This window comes from Streptomyces sp. cg36 (genome assembly GCF_041080675.1).
In the GTDB taxonomy this organism is placed as follows: Bacteria; Actinomycetota; Actinomycetes; order Streptomycetales; family Streptomycetaceae; genus Streptomyces.
This window is the reverse complement of sequence record NZ_CP163520.1, coordinates 7,215,714-7,234,151: the sequence shown is the minus strand read 5'-3', so window position 1 is coordinate 7,234,151 and position 18,438 is coordinate 7,215,714. Positions and strand designations below refer to the sequence as shown.

Below are 18,438 nucleotides of genomic sequence, written 5' to 3'. Positions count from 1 at the left end.
AGAAGGAGTGGCCCAGGTCGTCGACCGAGAGCGCGACCGGGTAGTTGCTGCGCTCGATCACCCCGGCCAGCGACTTGACGCCCGCGCGCGCCAGCTCGTCCTCGTCGATGCGGTCGTCCGACTCCAGATGGCGGAAGTTGAAGATCGCGTTGAAGAGCGGGGTGTCGCGCGGTACGTCGCTGTGGCGGTGGGCGACTGCGAGCGGGGTCTGCTCGTGCCGCACCAGCTCGCGCAGCGCGCGGTCGGTCTCGGCCACCAGCTCGCGCACGTCGCGCCCGGTGAGGTCGAGCCGGACCGGCAGGGTGTTGATGAAGTTGCCGAGCATCCGCTCGATGCCCCGGGGGCCCTGCAGCCGGCCGGACATCACCGTGCCGAACACCACGTCGTCGCGTCCGGCGCAGGCCGCGACGACCAGCGCCCAGCCCGCGTGGAAGAGCGTCGCCGGGCTGACCCGCAGCTCCTTGGCGCGGGTGCGCACCCGCTCGCCGAGCTCCGCGTCCAACGGCTTGCGCAGGTCCGCGACCCGCCGCCCGTCGCCGTGCACGTCGTGCATGCCGAACAGGACGGTGGGCTCGGTGACGTCACCGAGCCGCTCGGCGAAGTGGGCGGCCGGGTCCAGGGTCCTGGCGCGGTGGGCGGCGTGCGCGATGAAGTCGCGGTACGGCTCGGGCGGGGCGAGTTCGGCCGCCCGAGCCGTCAGGTGCGCCACGAGCTCCTTGAAGAGGAGGCCGAGCGAGGTGGCGTCGTCGATGACGTGGTGCAGATTGAGCACCGCCGACCACTGGCCGTCGCGCGGGTCCCGCGCCGCGCGCAGCCGGATCAGCGGGGCCCGGTCCAGGCGCATCGCCTGCGAACCGGCCAGCACCTCCTCGATCGCCCGCGCGGCGGTGCCGCCGGGCGCGACCGCGAGCTCGTCCACGGTGAGTTCGGCGCGGCGCACCACCACCTGCACGGGGTGCGGCAGGCCCTCGGTGAGGATCGCGGTGCGCAGCGCGTCGTGGCGGGCGATCACCGCGCGCAGGGCGTCGGCGAAGCGGTCCAGGTGGTCGCGGCTGTCGAAGGAGAACACCCCGGACAGCACGTACGGGTCGCGACCGCTCTCCTTGAGGTGGTGGAAGAGCATGCCCTCCTGGAGGGCGGCCAGCGGGTACACGTCCTGGAGGTTGGCGGCGCCGCCGGGCACGGCCGCGACGATCGCCGCCAGCTCGTCCTCGGTCAGCTCCACCAGCGGCAGCATGTCGGGCGTGACCTCGGTGCAGCCCTCGGGCACCCGCGCGGCCGGGACCGCGAAGGTGTCCGCCGCGCCGCCGTCCACGGCCGCCGCGAGCTCCGCCAGCGTGGCCGCCGCGAAGACCGCGGGCAGCTCGCAGTGGAGTCCGGCGGCCGTCAGCCGTGCGGTGAGCTTGGGGATGAGCAGCGAATGGCCGCCCAGCGCGAAGAAGTTGTCCTCGACGCCGACGCGGTCCGCCGTGAACCCGAGCAGTTCGGCGCAGATGCCGACCAGGGCCTCCTCGGCCGGGGTGCGCGGGGCGACGTGGGCGCGCGCCGCGTACGCTCCGGCGTCCGGCGCGGGCAGGGCCTTGCGGTCCAGCTTGCCGTTGGCGGTGACGGGCAGCGCGTCCAGGACCACGAGGGCGCCGGGCACCATGTGGTCGGGCAGCGTCTCCTTGAGGTGGGCGAGCAGCTCGGCGTGGTGGTCGCGGCCGGGCTCCGCGCCGAAGGACGGATCGAGCACCGCATAGCCGACCAGGCGGGTGTCGCCGGGGCTGTCCTCGCGGGCCAGCACGGCGCAGGCGCGCACCTCGGGGTGGGCGCCCAGGCGGGCCTCGATCTCGTCGAGCTCGATGCGGAAGCCGCGCACCTTGACCTGGTTGTCGATGCGGCCGAGGAACTCCAGGGTGCCGTCCGCGAGGCGCCGCACCAGGTCGCCGGTGCGGTACATCCGGGCGCCGGGCGCCGTGGCGAACGGGTTCGGCACGAACCGCTCCCGCGTCAGGTCCGGGTTGTTGAGGTAGCCCCGGGCCAGCCCGTCACCGGCGATGTGCAGCTCGCCGGCGCAGCCGACCGCCGCCAACTGGCCGAAGTCGTCGAGCACATGGAGCTGGATGTTCTGGATGGGGCGGCCGATCGGGACCGGGCGCGCCTCCTCGCCCGGCGGGCAGGTCCAGTGGCTCACGTCGATGGCGGCCTCGGTCGGGCCGTACAGGTTGTGCAGCGGCGCGCGGTGCACCGCGTAGTGGCGCGGCGGCAGCTCGGGCGGCAGCGCCTCGCCGCTGCAGAACACCCGGCGCACCGAGTCGCAGCGCGCCCAGCCGTCGTTCTCCACCATCAGGCGCAGCATCGACGGCACGAAGTGCAGGGTGGTCACACCCGTGCGGCGGATCAGCGAGACCAGGTAGTCGGGGTCCTTGTGGCCCTCGGGCTCGGCGACGACCAGCCGGGCCCCGTTGAGGAGCGGCCAGACGAACTCCCACACCGACACGTCGAAGCTGAACGGCGTCTTCTGCAGCACCGCGTCGTCGACGTCCAGGGGGTACGTGTTCTGCATCCACTCGATGCGGTTCACCGCCGCCCGGTGCTCGACCATCACGCCCTTGGGGCGGCCGGTGGAGCCGGAGGTGTAGATGACGTACGCGAGGCTGCGCGCGGTGGCCGCGCAGGCGCCCGCGACGGCCCGCCCCGAGCCGCCGCCCTCGATGCGGCCCGCCCGGTCCAGGTACAGCACCTCATGGGCGCCGGAGAGCCCGGCGCCGGTCAAGTGCCGCTGGCCGAGCACCAGTCGGGCGCCCGAGTCCTCGATCATGTACGCGAGGCGGTCGGCCGGGTAGCCGGGCTCCAGCGGAAGGTAGGCGCCGCCCGCCTTCATGACCGCCCACAGGGCGACGACCATCTCGACGGACCGCTCCATGCACACGCCGACGACGGTGTCCGCGGTGACCCCGCGTCCGCGCAGTTCGGCTGCGAGCTCGTCGGTCCGCGCGCCGAGCTCGGCATAGGTCAGGGAGCGCTCGCCGAACACCACTGCGGTGCGGTCGCCGTGGCGCGCCACGGCGGCGTCGAACAGCTCGGGCAGGGAGCCGGCGTCGGCGTAGGGGCGCCGGGTGTCGTTCCACTCCACCAGGAGCCGGTGGCGCTCCTCGTCCGAGAGGTGCGAGGCGGCGGAGAGGGGCCGCTCGGGCGCGTCGAGCAGGGCGTCCAGGAGGCGTCGGTAGTGGTCGAGGAAGCGTTCGACGTCGGCGGCCCCGAACCGCTGGGCGTCGTACTTCAGATGCAGCGCGTAGTCGTCGGCGTTCTCGAAGACCTCCAGGTGGAGCTTGAACTCCCCCTCCTGCGAGATCCCCTCGACGAACCGCATCGAGCGGGCCGGCTCCAGGCCGAGCACCTCGTCCGCGACGTGCATCATGCGCTGGTTCTGGAAGACGTAGGAGACCTGGAAGACCGGCGAGGAGTCCGGGTCGGACTGGAGGTTGAGGTCCCGCACCATGCGCGGGAAGGGGTATCCGGCGTGGTCGAGCCCGTCGGCCAGGACCAGCGACAGCTCGCGCGCGTAGGCGCGGAACGACACGTCCTCGCGCGGCCCGAACCGCACCGGCACCATGTTCACGAAGTAGCCCACGGAGTCGGCGTACGCGAGGTCCGGGCGGCCCATCGAGGGCACGCCGACGATCAGGTCCCGCTCGCCGCTGTAGCGGTGCAGCAGCAGCTCGTACACCGCGAGGAACAGGACGGCGGGCCGCACTCCGCTCGTCGAGCACCAGGTGCGCACCCGGTCGCCGGACGCACCGGACAGGGCGAGCGAGGCGGTCCGGCCGAGCACCGGGGCGCCCGGGGCGGCGGCGCGCTCGATGCCGAGCCGGAGCACGGGCAGGTCGCCCGCCAGGGTCCGCTCCCAGAAGGCGCGGTGGCGCGCGCCCTCGGGGCCGTCCAGGAACGCCTGCTCGCGGCGGACGAACTCGTCGTACGCGTCCGGCGCGGCCGGGCTCCAGTCGGTGCCGCGCCCCAGCGCGTCGTAGGCGGACACCAGGTCCCGCAGGAAGAGCGGGGTGGAGGCGCCGTCGAAGACGAGGTGGTGGAAGACGAGCAGGACGACCGCGCCGGGCGCGTCCGTCTCGTAGACATGTGCCCGCGCCAACGGGTCCGACGCCAGGTCGAACGGCGCCTTGGCCGCGCGGCGCACCTCGGCGAGGAGCGCGTCCCCGGCGAGGTGCGGCATCCGCTCGTGGACGAAGTGGACGGGCCGGTCGGGGCGGGCGGCGAGGTACGGCACGCCGTCCTCCTCGGTCACCGCGCCCGACAGCTGGGGGTGGGCCGCCACCACCAGGGCGAAGGCCCGCCGCAGCCGGTCGGCGTCGAGGGGCGCGTCCACCCGGAAGCAGACGGGGACGTTGTAGACGTCCGCGTCGGGCCGCAGCCGGTGCAGCAGCCACAGGCCCTTCTGCCCCTCGGAGAGGGGGCGCCGGGCGGTGGGCCGCTGGAGCTCTTCGTAGAAGGCGAGAACGTCGTCGGCGGAGAGGGTGCCCGCCTTGAAGCCCGCCAGTATCTGATCCTCGTTCACGCGCTCGGTGCTTCCTTCATGAGTGCCTTCAGATCTTCGAGGCTGACGTGCCCCTGCCGGAACTGCTCCAGCGCCCGGGCCTTGGCGGCACGGGGGTCTTCGGTGTCCGGCCCCGTCCCGACGAGCGGGTCGGTGGCCGGGTCGGTGGCGGGCGGCGCGGTCTCGGCTCGGAGCCCGGTGAGCCGGGCCGCGATGCGTGCGAGGGTGGCGCCCTCCAGGATGTCGCGGGTGGACAGGCGCAGACCGAGGTCGGCCTCGACCCGGCGCTGGAGCCGCGACCAGAGGATGGAGTCGACGCCGAAGCCGTGCAGGTCCTTGTCGGCGGGCAGCTCGCCCGCGTCCAGGCCCAGGGCGTCGGCGAAGAAGCCCGCGAGGTAGGCGGTCGGATCGTCCGCCGCCCGGTGCCCGGCGTCCGGGGCCGGGCGCTGGGTGTCCGGGGCCTGCGCGGCACCGGGGCGGCGCGGACCCCCCTGGGCCGGGCGGGCCGCGGGCTCGGGCCGCTGCCAGGTGCGGCCGATCCAGTACCGCTCGCGCCGGAACGGCGTGGTCGGCAGGGCGATCCGCCTGCGGGGGCGGCCCTGGTGCAGCGCCGCCCAGTCCACGCCGGCGCCCGCGGTCCAGAGCCCGGCGAGCCGGTCCAGGTCGCCGTCGGCGACCAGCGCGGCGACGAACGCCTCGCCGTGCGCGCCGGAGAGCAGCGCGGTGAGCGGGTGGGCGCCGTCCTCGGTGTTGCCCGTGTGGACCTCGATCCCGAACGCGCCGGTGGCGCCGTCCGCCTCGCCCAGGTGGCGGGCGAGCGCGGCCCGCAGCTCGGCCCGCGAGCCGACGACGGCCGCGAACCGCTCCGGCAGCGCCTCGCGCCCGGTCTGCAGGGTGTACGCGAGGTCCGCGAGGGCGGTGGTGGTGTCGTCCTCGACGAAGTCGAGCAGCTGACGGACTGCGTCACGCAGTCGCCCGGCGTCCTTGGCGGAGACCACGACGAGCTGCGGCCCGCCGTCGTCCGCCACCGCTTCCACGGCCGCCGCCGGGGCCTCCTCGACCACCAGACTGACGTAACTGCCGCCCGCGCCCACCGAGTTGATCAGACCGCGCCGCACGCCCCGCCCCTCGGCGGTGCGCGGCTGCCACGGCGTGAGCCGCTCGGCCAGGGTGAGGGGTCCGCCCTCGAAGTCGAGGTTCGGGTTGGCGGCGCCGCCCTCGACCAGCGGGGCGAGCTCGCGGTGGCGCAGCTGGAGCACCACCTTGGTCAGCTGGGCGATGCCGGAGGCCGCCTCGGGGTGGCCGAGGTTGGACTTCACCGAGCCGAGCGCGACCGGCTCGGACACGGCGCCGAAGACCTCGCGCAGCGCGGCGAACTCGACGGCGTCGCCCAGCGCCGACCCGTTGGCCGCCGCCTCCACGTAGCCGATCGACTCGGGCGAGGCACCCGACCGCTCCAACGCCCTCCGCATCACGGCGACTTGGGTGCGATGGCTGGGCGTCATGAAGCCGTTGGCCCGGCCGCCGTGGAGCGAGGCGCTGCCCTTGATGACCGCGTGCACGGTGTCGCCGTCGCGGAGTGCGGCGGCCAGCGGCTTCAGGAGCACCGCGCCGACGGCCTCGGCGGGCAGGTATCCGTCGCCGTCGCGGAAGCTGCGGCTGCCGGGGTGGCTGCCCAGGAGCTGCGCCTGGGAGAGCGCGAGGTACTTGTCAGGGTGGACGGTGAGGTTGACCCCGCCCGCGATGGCCAGTTCGCTCTCGCCGCGCAGCAGGTCCGCGCAGGCGAGGTGGACGGCCTGGGCGGAGGACGAGCACATGCTGTCCACGGCCAGGCTGGGGCCTTCGAGCCCGAAGAAGTACGAGACCCGGTTGGCGATCATGTTGTACGAGGTCGCCGAGGTCAGCGCCGCGCGGGGCACGTCGGCCTCGTCGGCCCGGTACATCTGGTACATGGAGCCGACGTACACGCCGACCCGGCGGCCGTAGCGCCGCTCGATGGCGTCCTGGGTGACCCCGGCGCCCTCCAGGAGCTCCCACACCGTCTCCAGGAAGAGCCGCTGCTGCGGGTCCATCGCCTCGGCCTCGCGGGGCGAGATGCCGAAGAACAGCGGGTCGAAGCGGTCGATCCCGTCGAGGAAGCCGCCCCAGCGGCAGTAGGTGCGGCCGTGCGCGTCCCGGTCGGCGTCGAACAGCGCGCCGTGGTCCCAGCGCTCGGCCGGCACCTCGGTGACGCTGTCCCGGCCGGAGCGCAGGTTGCCCCAGAACGCGTCCAGGCCGTCGGCCTGCGGGTAGCGTCCGCCGATCCCGATGATCGCGACGTCCTGGTCGACGGGCGCGGGGCGCGGGGCGCGCCCGGCCACGGAGGCGACGGCCGCCGGACGCACCGGCCCGGCGGACGGGGCAGCGGCCGGAGCCGAAGCCGGGGCAAGGGCCGAGGCCGGGGCCGGGGCAAGGGCCGGGGCCGGGGCAAGGGCCGGGGCCGGGGCCGGGCGCGCCGGGGCGGGCCGGCCGAACATCGTCCGCAGCTCGTCCTCGTACTCGGCCACGAAGTGCTCGGCCAGCGCCCGGACCGTCTGGATCTCGAAGAACAGGGTCTTCGACAGCGGCCCGAAGTGCTCCTCCAGGCGGGCGATCAGATCGGTCGCGACGACCGAGTCCATGCCGTACCGCTCCAGCGCCGTGTCGGCGTCCAGCCGCTCGACGCCGAGCTTGAGGGCCCCGGCGAGCAGCTGCCGCAGATGGCGGACGGTCCGGTCCGTCAGCGCGCGGTCGATGACCCGTGCGGACTGCTCCTCCTGCACCACTTCCCCTTCCTCGATTGTCCTGTGACGGTTCGTCAGTCGCGGCAGCAGCGCCGCCCGGTCGCCCGCGACGACCAGCAGGCGGCCCTCGTCGAGACCGTTGTCGCGCCCGGCCGCGCCGACGCGCAGCGCGTGCAGCGCGCTGTCGGTGGCCAGCGGCACGAGGTCCATCCGGCGCAGCCGTTCCTCGGCCGCGGCGTCGACCCGCATGCCGCCGTCCGCCCAGAGCGGCCAGTTCACGCAGAGCGTCGTGCCGTGGCGCAGCCCGGCGCCCGCGAGACGCTCGCGGTGGGCCGCGTAGGCGTCCATGAAGGCGTTGGCCGCCGCGTAGTCGGCCTGCCCGGGGTTGCCGAACGCGCCGCTGGTGGAGGAGAAGCAGCAGAAGAGCTCCAGCGGCTGCCCCTTGCTCGCCTCGTCCAGGTTGACCAGGCCGGACACCTTGGGGGCGAGCACGCGGCCCAGCTCCTCGGGCGTCTTGTTGGCGAGGAAGCCGTCGCTCAGCACACCGGCGCTGTGCACGATGCCGGTGAGCGGCCCGTGGGTGTCGGCCACGTACGCGATCAGCGCCTCCACGTCCGCGCGGTCGGTGACGTCCGCCCGCCGGTGGTCGACGCGCAGCCCGGCCGCCCGCAGGGCGTCGAGCGCCCGCGACCGCTCCGCGTCCAGCGGGGAGCGGCCGGTGAGGACGACCGTGGCGTGCTCGACGCCGTCGGCGATCTCGCGCGCCGCGACGAGGCCGAGGGCCCCGGCGCCGCCGGTGATCAGATAGACGCCGCCGGTGCGCCACGGCGCCGCCGCCGGGCGCGCGGGCGCCACCTCGGCCAGCCGTCGCACCTGGCGCAGCCCGTCCCGGTACCGCACCTCGGGCTCTGCCGTACGGCCCGCGTCGGCGAGGAGCCGGGCGGCGACGGCCGGGGCAGCGGCCCCGTCGAGGCAGTCGAGGTACTGGGTGCGCAGCCGGGGGTTCTCCAGCTGGGCCGTCTTCAGCAGCCCGGTGAGGCCGCCGAAGCACTCCGCGTCGCCGCCGTCACCCACCAGGACCACCTGGAGCAGCGCGGGGCGGCGCGGGGCGCCCGCCAGGAGTTCCCGGGTGCGGTCGAAGACCCGCCGGGTCACGTCCAGGAAGCGGGCGTCCAGCGGCCCCTCGCCCGGGTCCACCACGTCGAAGGAGGCGGCTCCGGCCAGCGCGGAGGCGTACGCGTCCCGCCCGGCGGCGTCCAGCGAGCCGATCAGGAGGACGTGGTGCTCGGCGTGCTCCTCGGCCGCGGCCGGGGCCGCACCGGGGTCCGTCTCCCACACCGGCCGCAGGAGCAGCAGGTCGCCGCGGGACGGCGGGGGCGTCGGCCCGCTCGCGTCCTCGGTGTCGAGCCAGTGGCGCTCGCGGGCGAACGGGTAGCCCGGCAGGCCGATGCGCCGCACGGGTGCGTCCGCACCGCGCAGCCGCGCCCAGTCCACCGCGAGGCCGCGCACCCAGTCGGCCAGGACCTCGTCGTACCGGCCCCGCTCCCACCGGTCGAGGACCGCCTCGGCCGGCTCGCGCGGCACTTCGCCGTCGGGCCGTACGGTGCCGCGCAGCACGGCGGTGGACGCGGTCGGGTCGCTGACGAAGGCGGCCAGCTGCCGCTTCAGGGACTCCATCGAGGTGGCGGTGAGGGCGAGGCGCTCGTCGAGCGCGACGCGGCCGGTCTGGAGCGTGAAGGCGACGGCCGCGAGGTCCGCGTCGGTCAACTCCTCGGCGCGGGCCAGCAGTCGCCGCGCCTGCTGGACGAGCTGCGGCTCGCTCATGGCGGACAGCACCACGGCCTCCGGCCGGGCCGCCTCGCCGGGCGCCCGGTGGTACGCGGCCTCCGGCTCGTACTCGGCGAGGATCACATGGGCGTTGGAGCCGCCCGCGCCGAAGCTCGACACCCCTGCCACGCGCGGCAGTTCACGCTCCTCGCCGTCGGTGACGAGCGTCGGGCGGTGCCACGGCTCCAGGTGCTGCTGGACCCGGAACGGCGTCCGCTCGAAGTCGATGTGCGGGTTGGGCACGGCCGAGTGCAGGCTCGGCACCAGCTCGCGGTGCTTGAGCTGGAGCAGCACCTTGGTGACCGCGGCGATCCCGGCCGCGCTCTCGCAGTGGCCGATGTTGGACTTGACCGAGCCGATCGCCAGGCGCTGCGGCTGGGTGCCGTCACCGGCCGTTCGGAACGCCTTGACCAGGCCCGCGATCTCGATCGGGTCGCCGAGCGCGGTGCCGGTGCCATGGGCTTCGAGGTAGCTCAGCTCGGCCGGGGAGACCGCGGCCTCGGCCAGTGCCGCCGCGATGACCTCGCCCTGCGCCACCGGGCTCGGCACGGAGAAGCCGTGGGTGCGGCCCCCGTGGTTGAGCGCGGTGCCCTTGATGACGGCGTGGATGTGGTCGCCGTCGGCGATCGCCCGGTCCAGCGGCTTCAGCAGGACCGCGCCGACGCCCTCGCCGGGCACATAGCCGTCGCCGCCCTCGCCGAAGCTGCGGCAGCGGCCGTCGCTCGCCGTGAACTTGCCCTGGCTGAGCATCAGATACTTGTTGGGGTGGACGCTGACGTTCACCCCGCCCGCCACCGCCGAGGCGCACTGGCCGCTGCGGATCGCCTCGCAGGCGAGGTGGATCGCGGTCAGCGACGACGAGCACATGGTGTCCACGGCCATGCTCGGCCCGTGGAAGTCGTAGAAGTACGAGACGCGGTTGGCGATGGACGACGGGCTGCCCGAGAGCGCGACCTGGTGCCCGCGCGCCTGCGCCTGGGCGCCGTGCAGCTGGTACTCCTCGTACATCACCCCGACGAACACACCGACCTTCCCGGCCGCGGCCAGGCTCTCGCCGGTGTGCCCGGCGTCCTCCAGGGTGTGGTGGACGCACTCCAGGAACAGGCGCTCCTGCGGGTCGAGGTACTCGGCCTCGCGCGGCGAGATGTGGAAGAACAGCGGGTCGAACCGGTCGACGCCGTCGAGGAAGCCGCCCCACTTGCCGCCCGGGTGCTCCCGGTGGTCCCAGCGGTCCCCGGGCACCTCCCGGACGCAGTCGCGGCCGGAGCGCAGGTTCCGCCAGAAGGCGTCGAGGTCCTCGGCCTCGGGGTAGCGCCCGCCCACGCCGACGACGGCGATGTCGGTGTGCGCCCCCGGGCCGCGCCGCTCGGCGACGGCCGTGCCGGCGGACGCGCCGGCGGGCTCCGCCGCCGCGGCGGCGGGCGCGGTCACCGGCTGGGCGCCGGACGCGCCCAGCGCCGCCCGCACCTGCTCCGGGTACTCGGCCAGGAAGTGCTCGCTCAGCGCCCTGATGGTGCGCACCTCGAAGAACAGCGTCTTGGAGAGCGGCCCGAACGGCCCCTCCAGATGGCGGGTGAGCTCCATCGCCATCATGGAGTCCATGCCGTAGTGCTCCAGCGGGGTGTCCACGTCCAGCCGCTCGGGGGCGACTTCGAGCGCGCCCGCCAGCTGCTCGCGGATGTACTCCAGGGCGCGGTCGCCGTCGGGCAGGGGCGCCGGAGCCGGCTGCGGCGCGGCCACGGGCACGGGCCGCTCGCCGGGGCCGCCCGGCAGCACCCGGGCGCTCAGCCCGGTGAGCTCCACGCACACCCGGCCGCGCTCGTCGAGGACCGTCACGTCGAGCTTGGCGGACGGGGCGTCGGGCCGGCTGCCGTCCTGGTGGCGGATCCAGGCGTACGCCGTCGCCGGGGTCGGGCCCGCCGCGAGGAGCCCCTGCAGGGCGAAGGGCAGCGCGGGCCGCCCGGCCTGCCCGGCGCGCGCGGCGGCGCTCAGGCCGAGGCCGATCGTGGCCTGGAGGGCGCCGTCGACGATGCTCGGGTGCAGCCGGTAGCGGTCCACGGGCTCGGCCGCCGCCGGAAGGCGCAGCTCGGCCAGGACCTGCGGCCGTCCTTCGGCGTCGGCGCCCACGCCGAGCCCCGCGAGGGAGCGGTGGGCCGGGCCGTACTCCATGCCGACGTTCGCGTACAGGCCGTACAGCTCGTCGGCCGTGTACGCCTGCGAGCAGGTGGCGCGCAGTTCGGCCAGGAGCGGCGGGCGGCCCGGGGCGCCGTCCGTCACGTTCGCCCGGCCCTGGCTGCACAGGGTGCGCTCGCCGTCGCGGCCGACGCTGTGGATGGCGTACTCGTACGTTCCCGCGCCCTCGACGGGCTCGCGGACCGTGACGCGCAGGTCGAGGCCGTCCGGCCCGCACAGCGCGGGGCGCAGCCACACGACGTCGCAGAGCCGCAGGCGGTCGGCGCGCTCCGGGCCGGTCACCCGGGCGAGCGCGGCGCGCGCCATCTCCAGGTGCGCGGCGCCGGGCAGCACCCGGCCGCCCTGGACGCGGTGGTCGCGCAGGAACGGCTCGCTGCCGTCGAAGCGCGACTCGTACGAGAGCGCCCCGTCGGCGGCGTCGGACGCGGCCCGGTGCAGCAGCGGGTGGGAGTGGGCCGGTGCGGCCGGGCGGCGGGTGCGGCCCGCCCAGTAGCGCTCGTCGGCGAACGGGTACGCGGGCAGGCCAAGCCGCTCCGGGCGGGCGCCCGGGGCGTACAGCCGCTGCCAGTCGGCCGGGTGCCCGGCGACCCACTCGGCCAGGACGCGCGCGTCGTCCCCGGTGTTCGGCCGGGCGGGCGCGGCGGCCGGGCGGGCGGTGTCGCGCCCGGCGGCCTTCGGGGCGCGGCGGGGCGCGGACCCCCGGTGCCAGCCGTCCGGGTCACCGGCCAGGAGGCGGGCGAGCCGGTCGCGCAGCTCGGCCACCGAGGTGACGGCCACGGCGAGGCGCTCCTCCATGGCGTCGCGGCCGGTCTGCAACGTGTGTGCCAGAGCGGGAAGTTGAGCGTCCGTCACCTGGTGGTGCGTCAGATGGCCGAGCAGGTCCCGGGCCCGGCCGGTGAGCTGCTCGTCCGTACGGGCCGACAGGACGACCAGGGCCGCCCGGTTCCCGGCCGCCTCGGGCCGGGCCTCGCCGCCCCGGTACTCCTCCAGCACGACATGGGCGTTCACCCCGCCGAACCCGAACGAGCTGACACCGGCGCGGCGCGGCACCTCGGCGCCGTCGGCGTCGCGCAGCCGCCGCCAGGGCGTCCGCTCGCGCACCACGTGGAAGGGGCCCTCCGCGAGGTCGAGATAGGGGTTGAGCTCCGCGCAGTGCAGGCTCTCGACCAGCTCGCCGTGCTTCATCTGCAACAGCGTCTTGACCACCCCGGCCACGCCCGCGGCCAGTTCGAGGTGCCCGATGTTGCTCTTGACCGAGCCGATGCCGCACCGGGCGGGCTCGCCCAGCGGGTCCGGCGCCTCCTCGGCGAGCGCGGCGAAGGCGCTCTTGAGGCCGCCGATCTCGACCGGGTCGCCCAGCTCGGTGCCGGTGCCGTGCGCCTCGACGTAGGTCACGGTGCGCGGGTCGATCCCGGCCTGGCGGTAGGCGGACTTGAGGAGTTCGGCCTGCGCCCGCGGGTTGGGGGCGGTCAGCGAGTGCGCCCGGCCGCCGTGGTTCTCGGCGGTGGCGCGGATGACGCCGTGGACGCGGTCGCCGTCGCGCTCGGCCGCGGCCAGCGGCTTCAGGACGAGGACGCCCACGCCCTCGCCGCGCACATAGCCGTCGGCGCCCGCCGCGAACGTCTTGCAGCGGCCGTCCTCGCTGAGCATGCCGGCCCGGCTGTAGCTGATGTGCAGATCGGGGCTGACGATGGTGTTCACCCCGCCCACGAGGGCGAGCCCGCTCGCCCCCGAGCGCAGCAGCTCCACCGCGCGGTGCAGGGCGACCAGCGAGCTGGAGCACGCGGTCTCGACCGGCTCGCTGGGACCGTGCAGATCCAGCAGATAGCTGACCCGGTTGGGGCCGACGGAGCCGGAGACCCCGGTGGCCGCGTACCCGTCCTCGCCCTGCTGCTCCTTCAGGACCAGGCTGCCGTAACCGCTGGGCGCGGTGCCCACGAGCACGGCGGTGTCGCTGCCGGCCAGGCTGGACGGCGCGATCCCGGCGTCCTCCAGGGCGTTCCACACATGGGTGAGCAGCAGCCGCTGCTGCGGGTCCATGGCGGTGGCCTCGCGGGGCGAGATGCCGAAGAAGAGCGGGTCGAAGCGGTCGACGGCGTCGAGGAAACCGCCCCAGCCGACGTGCCGCCGGTTCGCGGGCGTGGCCGGGTCCTCGTGCATGGCCCGCCAGTCCCAGCGGTCCTCGGGGATCTCCGTGACGCAGTCCTTGCCGTCGCGCAGGTTCTCCCAGAAGGCCGCGAGATCGGGCGCCTGGGGGAAGCTGCCGCTCATGCCGACGACGGCGATGGGCTCGGCGGCGCCGACGGGGGCGGTCTCGCGGGAGCCGGTGCGCCCGTCGAGGGCGAGGCCCTCGGAAGGGGCGGGCGCGGGCGTCGGCGCGGAGGCGGTGGGCGTCGGCGCCGGTGCGGAGTCCGTCCGCCCGGCGTGGACGCGCGCCAGCTCCGGCGCGTACGCGTCGACGAGATGCGCGGCGAGGCTGCCGACGGTCCGGTACTCGAAGAAGACGGTCGGGGCCAGCGACAGACCGTGCCGCTCGTTCAACCGGTTCGCCAACTCCGTCAAACTGATCGAATCGAACCCGTACTCCCCCAACTCACCGTCCTCGTCCATCTCCTCGACGGGCACGTGGAGCTGGCCGGAGATCTCGGCGACCAGGATGTCCCGGGCCACGGCGGGGAGCGCGTCGGCGGCCGGAGCGGCGGGCGCGGCCGGAGCCTGGCCCGGGGCCACGCGGCCCTGTCCGGCCAGGTGTTCCGCGAGGCGCCGCGGCGTCGGGTGCTCGAAGAAGACGGTCGGGGCCAGCGACAGACCGTGCCGCTCGTTCAACCGGTTCGCCAACTCCGTCAAACTGATCGAATCGAACCCGTACTCCCCCAACTCACCGTCCTCGTCCATCTCCTCGACGGGGACCTTGAGCTGGGCCGACATCTCTGCGACGAGCAGTTCGCGCCACTCGGCCGACGTCGGGCCGCCCGGCGTCGACGGCTGCGACGGCTCCACCGCCGCTGGCGCCGGTGCCGTGGTGATCAGCGCCGACAGCCGCGCGAGGAGCCGCTCGCGGTCGCCGCAGAGGACCAGCGTGCGCTCCCGGCCCGAGGCGACGGCCGCGGCCAGTACGCCCAGACCGTCACGGGTGGCCAGCGGGGCGACGCCCAGCCGGGCCAGCCGGTCGAGCCCGGCCGCGTCGAGACGCATCCCGCCGTCCGCCCACAGCGGCCAGCCGACGCTGACGGCCCGGCCGGAACGGCGTCCCCGCGCGGCCAGTTCGTTGCGGTGGGCGGTGTAGGCGTCGAGGAAGCCGTTGGCCGCGGCGTAGTCCGCCTGCCCCGCGTTGCCGAGCGCGGCCACCGTGGAGGAGAAGGAGAGCAGCAGGTCGAGCGGCTGGTCCCGGGTGGCCTCGTCGAGGTGGACGAGACCGGAGACCTTGGGCGCGAGGACGGCCCGTACGTCGTCGTCGGTCTTCCCGGCGACGAGCCCGTCCCGCAGCACGCCCGCGCAGTGCAGGACGCCGTGGAGGGCTCCGTGGCGTGCGACGACCGCGGCGACGAGCGCGTCCACCGCGGCGCGGTCCGCGACGTCGGCCCGCTCGTAGGTGACGGTCACGCCCGGCTTGGCCAGGGCGGCGAGGGTGCGGCGGGCCGCCGCGTCCGGCGCGGAGCGGCCGACGAGGACGAGCGTTCCCTCGTCGAGGCTTGCGGCGATCTCACGGGCGAGGACGAGACCGAGACCACCGAGACCGCCGGTGATCAGATACACACCACCGGAACGCCATGACGTGCCCAACACGCCTTCCGCATACGGGAGTTCGGCCAGACGCCGCACCAGCCGCACTCCGCCGGCCTGGCGGACCTCCGGCTCGTGCGCGTCGCCCGCGCACTCGCGCACCAGCCGCGCCAGGGCGTCGGCGGACAGCGCGTCGGCGTACTCCACGCACTGCGTGCGCAGCCGGGGGTGCTCCGAAGCCACCGTGCGCAGCAGCCCCGAGACGCCCGCGAGCACCCGGGACTCCCCCGATCCCACCACGACCACCTGGAGCAGCCCCTGGCGCGCCCCGCCACGGCTGCGCACATCGGCCAGGAGCGAGCGGGTCAGCCGCAGGTAGTCCGCGTCGAGGCGGTCGGCGCCGGTCACGAGCGTCCGTACGGTGGCGCCACCGGGCAGCCGGTCGCGCACCGCGTCCGCGAGCACGCCGTCGACGGCGGCACCGACGAGCCAGACGGTGTGCTCGCCGGGAACGGCGGCCGTGGCGCCGGAGACCGGAGCGGGCTCCCAGCTCGGCTCCAGCCACAGCGGCTCGCCGGTCGCGGGCGCGGTGGCACGGGCCGGTTCGCCGGTCGTGATGGTGCTCCGGACCGGTTCGGCGGCGGGGGCCGCGAGCCAGTACGAGTCGGTGGCGAACGGGTACGTCGGCAGCGAGGTCCGGGCCGGGCGGCCCGCCTCGAAGAGCGCGTCGAACGACGGGGTGCGGCCCTGGACGTACTCCTCGGCCAGCGTCTCCAGGTGGCGCCGGTCCAGCTGGTCGGCGCCGCCCGTGGGCGCGGCCGGCCGGCCGCCGGTCGCGCGCTCCGGCTTGCGGTCGCCGGTGCGGACCGACGGGTCGGCGCCGGTCTCCAGCCAGCCGCGCAGGGCGCGCGCCACGTCGGCGGGCGCGGCGGCGACCAGGGCGAGACGGTGCCGGAAGTGCTTGCGGCCGAGCAGCAGCGTGTGGCTCAGCGCGCGCAGGCTCTGCGCCGGGTCGGCGTCCAGGTGCGCGAGGAGCTGCCGCGCCTGCCGGTCGAGCTGGTCGGCGGTGCGCGCGGACAGCACCACCAGCCGGGCGCCCGGCTCGTCGGCCGGCACGGCGACCGGCGGGGCCTCGGCGACCACGAGATGGGCGTTGGTGCCGCTGTAGCCGAACGAACTCACCGCCGCCATACGGGGGTTGGCCGCCCGCTCCGGCCAGTCGCGCACCTCGGTGTTGACGTAGAACGGGGTGTCGCCCAGGTCGATGTGCTCGTTGAGCCGGTCGTACTGGATCGTCGGCGGCAGGGTCCGGTGCTTGAGGGCGAGCACCGCCTTGAGGGTGCTGGCGACCCCGGCGGCGCAGGCGCTGTGGCCGATGTTGCTCTTGACCGAGCCGATCGCGCAGTAACCGCGCTCCTCGGTGTGCGCGCCGAAGCTGCCGACCAGACCGTCGATCTCCACCGGGTCGCCGAGCGCGGTGCCCGTGCCGTGCGCCTCGACGAGCCGGATGTCCGCCGGGTCGATGCCGAACCGCTCGTACACCCGCCGCTGGAGCTGGGTCTGCGCCTCGGCGTTGGGGGCGGTGATGCCGTTGGACCTGCCGTCCTGGTTGACGCCCCAGCCCTTGATCACGGCGTGGACGCGGTCGCCGTCGGCCTGCGCGTCGGCCAGGCGCTTCAGCAGCAGGACGCCGACGCCCTCGGCCGGGACGAATCCGTTGGCACCCTCGTCGAAGGCGTGGCAGCGGCCGTCCGGGGAGAGCGCGCGCAGCTGGCTCATCGCCACGTGGACGCCCGGGCCGGGGATGACCCATACACCGCCCGCGAGCGCGGTGTCGCTGTCGCCGAGCACCAGGCTGTCGCAGGCGGCGGCGATGGCCACCAGCGACGACGAGCAGGAGGTGTCGATCGAGAGGCAGGGGCCCTTGAGGTTCAGGGTGTACGAGATCCGGCTGGCCAGGATCGCGCTGTTGCTGCCGAGGTTCTGGTGGGCGCTCAGCTCGGTCTCGTCGAGCCGTCCGCCGTAGCCGTTGACCGAGCAGCCGACGAAGACTCCGCACTGGGTGCCGGAGAGGGCCTCCGGGCTGTACCCGGCCTCCTCCACGCACCGCCAGCTCTCCTGGAGCAGGACGCGCTGCTGCGGGTCCATGTACTCCGCCTCGCCGGGCGAGATGCCGAAGAACAGCGGGTCGAAGCGGTCGGCGTGCTCCAGCACGCCCATCCACTTGCTGTACGACTTGCCGGGCGTGCCGGGCCGCTCGTCGTAGAAGGTCTCCACGGACCACCGCGACCCGGGCACCTCGGAGACGCAGTCGCGCCCCTCGACGATGTTCCGCCAGAACTCGTCCAGGTTCTCCGCCTTGGGGAAGGCGCCGGACATCCCGATGACGGCGATGTCGACGAGGTCGACGGCCGGGCGGGGGGTGGGAACGGGAACGGATGTACGTATGGGCTCCGGGTGCGGGTACGGGTCCGCCACCGGCGTGGGGTCCGGCTCCGCGAGCGGCTCCGGCTGGTTGGTTGCCTCGGCCACCGGTGCCTCGGCCGTCGCCCGCTCCTCGGGGAGTACGGCGCTCTGCTCGGCGGCGAGGTACGCGGCCAGCGCGGCGACGGTCGGGTGGCCGTAGACCGTGGTCGCCGAGAGCGACAGCTGGAGGCGGGTGTTGATGGACCGCGTCCAGGTGACGCCGGTGATGGAGTCCAGGCCCAGCTCGACGAACGGCGTGTCGTCGTCGAGTTCGGCCTCGTCCAGCTCCAGCTCCTTGGCGAGGCTCGCGCGCAGCCAGGAGGCGAGCGCGGCACGCTCCTCGGTGCCGGTGCCGGTGCCGCCGTCGTGCGCGGCCCCGGACTCCACGGCGGAGGCGGGAGCGGGCTCCTCGGCCCGCTCCGGCGCGTCCGTACCGGCCAGGCGTTCCGCCAGGTGCGCGGCGAGTTCGGTGATGGACGGGTGGCTGTACACCTGTGTCGCGGAGAGCGACAGCTGGAAGTGCGTGTTCAGCTTGCGGGTCCAGGTGACACCGGTGATGGAGTCCAGGCCCAGCTCGGCGAAGGGCGCGTCGTCGTCGATGTCCGGCTCCGCGAGCTCCAGCTCGTCGGCCAGGCTCCGCCGCAGGTAGGAGGCCACCTGGGCAGCCGAAGACCGAGGGCTCGTGACACTCATCTGATCTCCCATGGCCCCCTGGATGAGGGCGGCCAGCTCGCCGAACGTGGGGTGACCGCATACCTCGGCCACCGTGAGGGAAAGCCCGAAGGTCCGGTTGACCTCGCGCAGCCACACGACGCAGCTGATCGAGTCGAGCCCCAGCTCCACGAGGGCAGCACCGTCGGAGCTGGTGGCCAGATCGGTTCCCAGGACGCCGCTCAGCGTCTCTCGCAAGAACCGTTGCAGGTCACGCTTCAT

At 74.9% G+C, this 18,438-nt stretch carries 2 protein-coding genes (1 of these 2 cut by a window edge); both read right to left on the bottom strand.

From position 1 onward, the window contains the following. On the bottom strand, positions 1-4,555 hold the 5' portion of the coding sequence (locus tag AB5J87_RS32005; RefSeq protein ID WP_369381804.1) for an amino acid adenylation domain-containing protein. Its footprint begins 3,017 nt before the window's first position; only the first 4,555 of its 7,572 coding nucleotides appear in the window; it begins with the start codon at positions 4,553-4,555; the stop codon falls past the left edge of the window. Next, positions 4,552-18,438, bottom strand: a complete 13,887-nt coding sequence (locus AB5J87_RS32000) for an SDR family NAD(P)-dependent oxidoreductase (protein ID WP_369381802.1) — start codon at positions 18,436-18,438, stop codon at positions 4,552-4,554. Before AB5J87_RS32000 ends, AB5J87_RS32005 begins: the two co-directional genes overlap by 4 nt.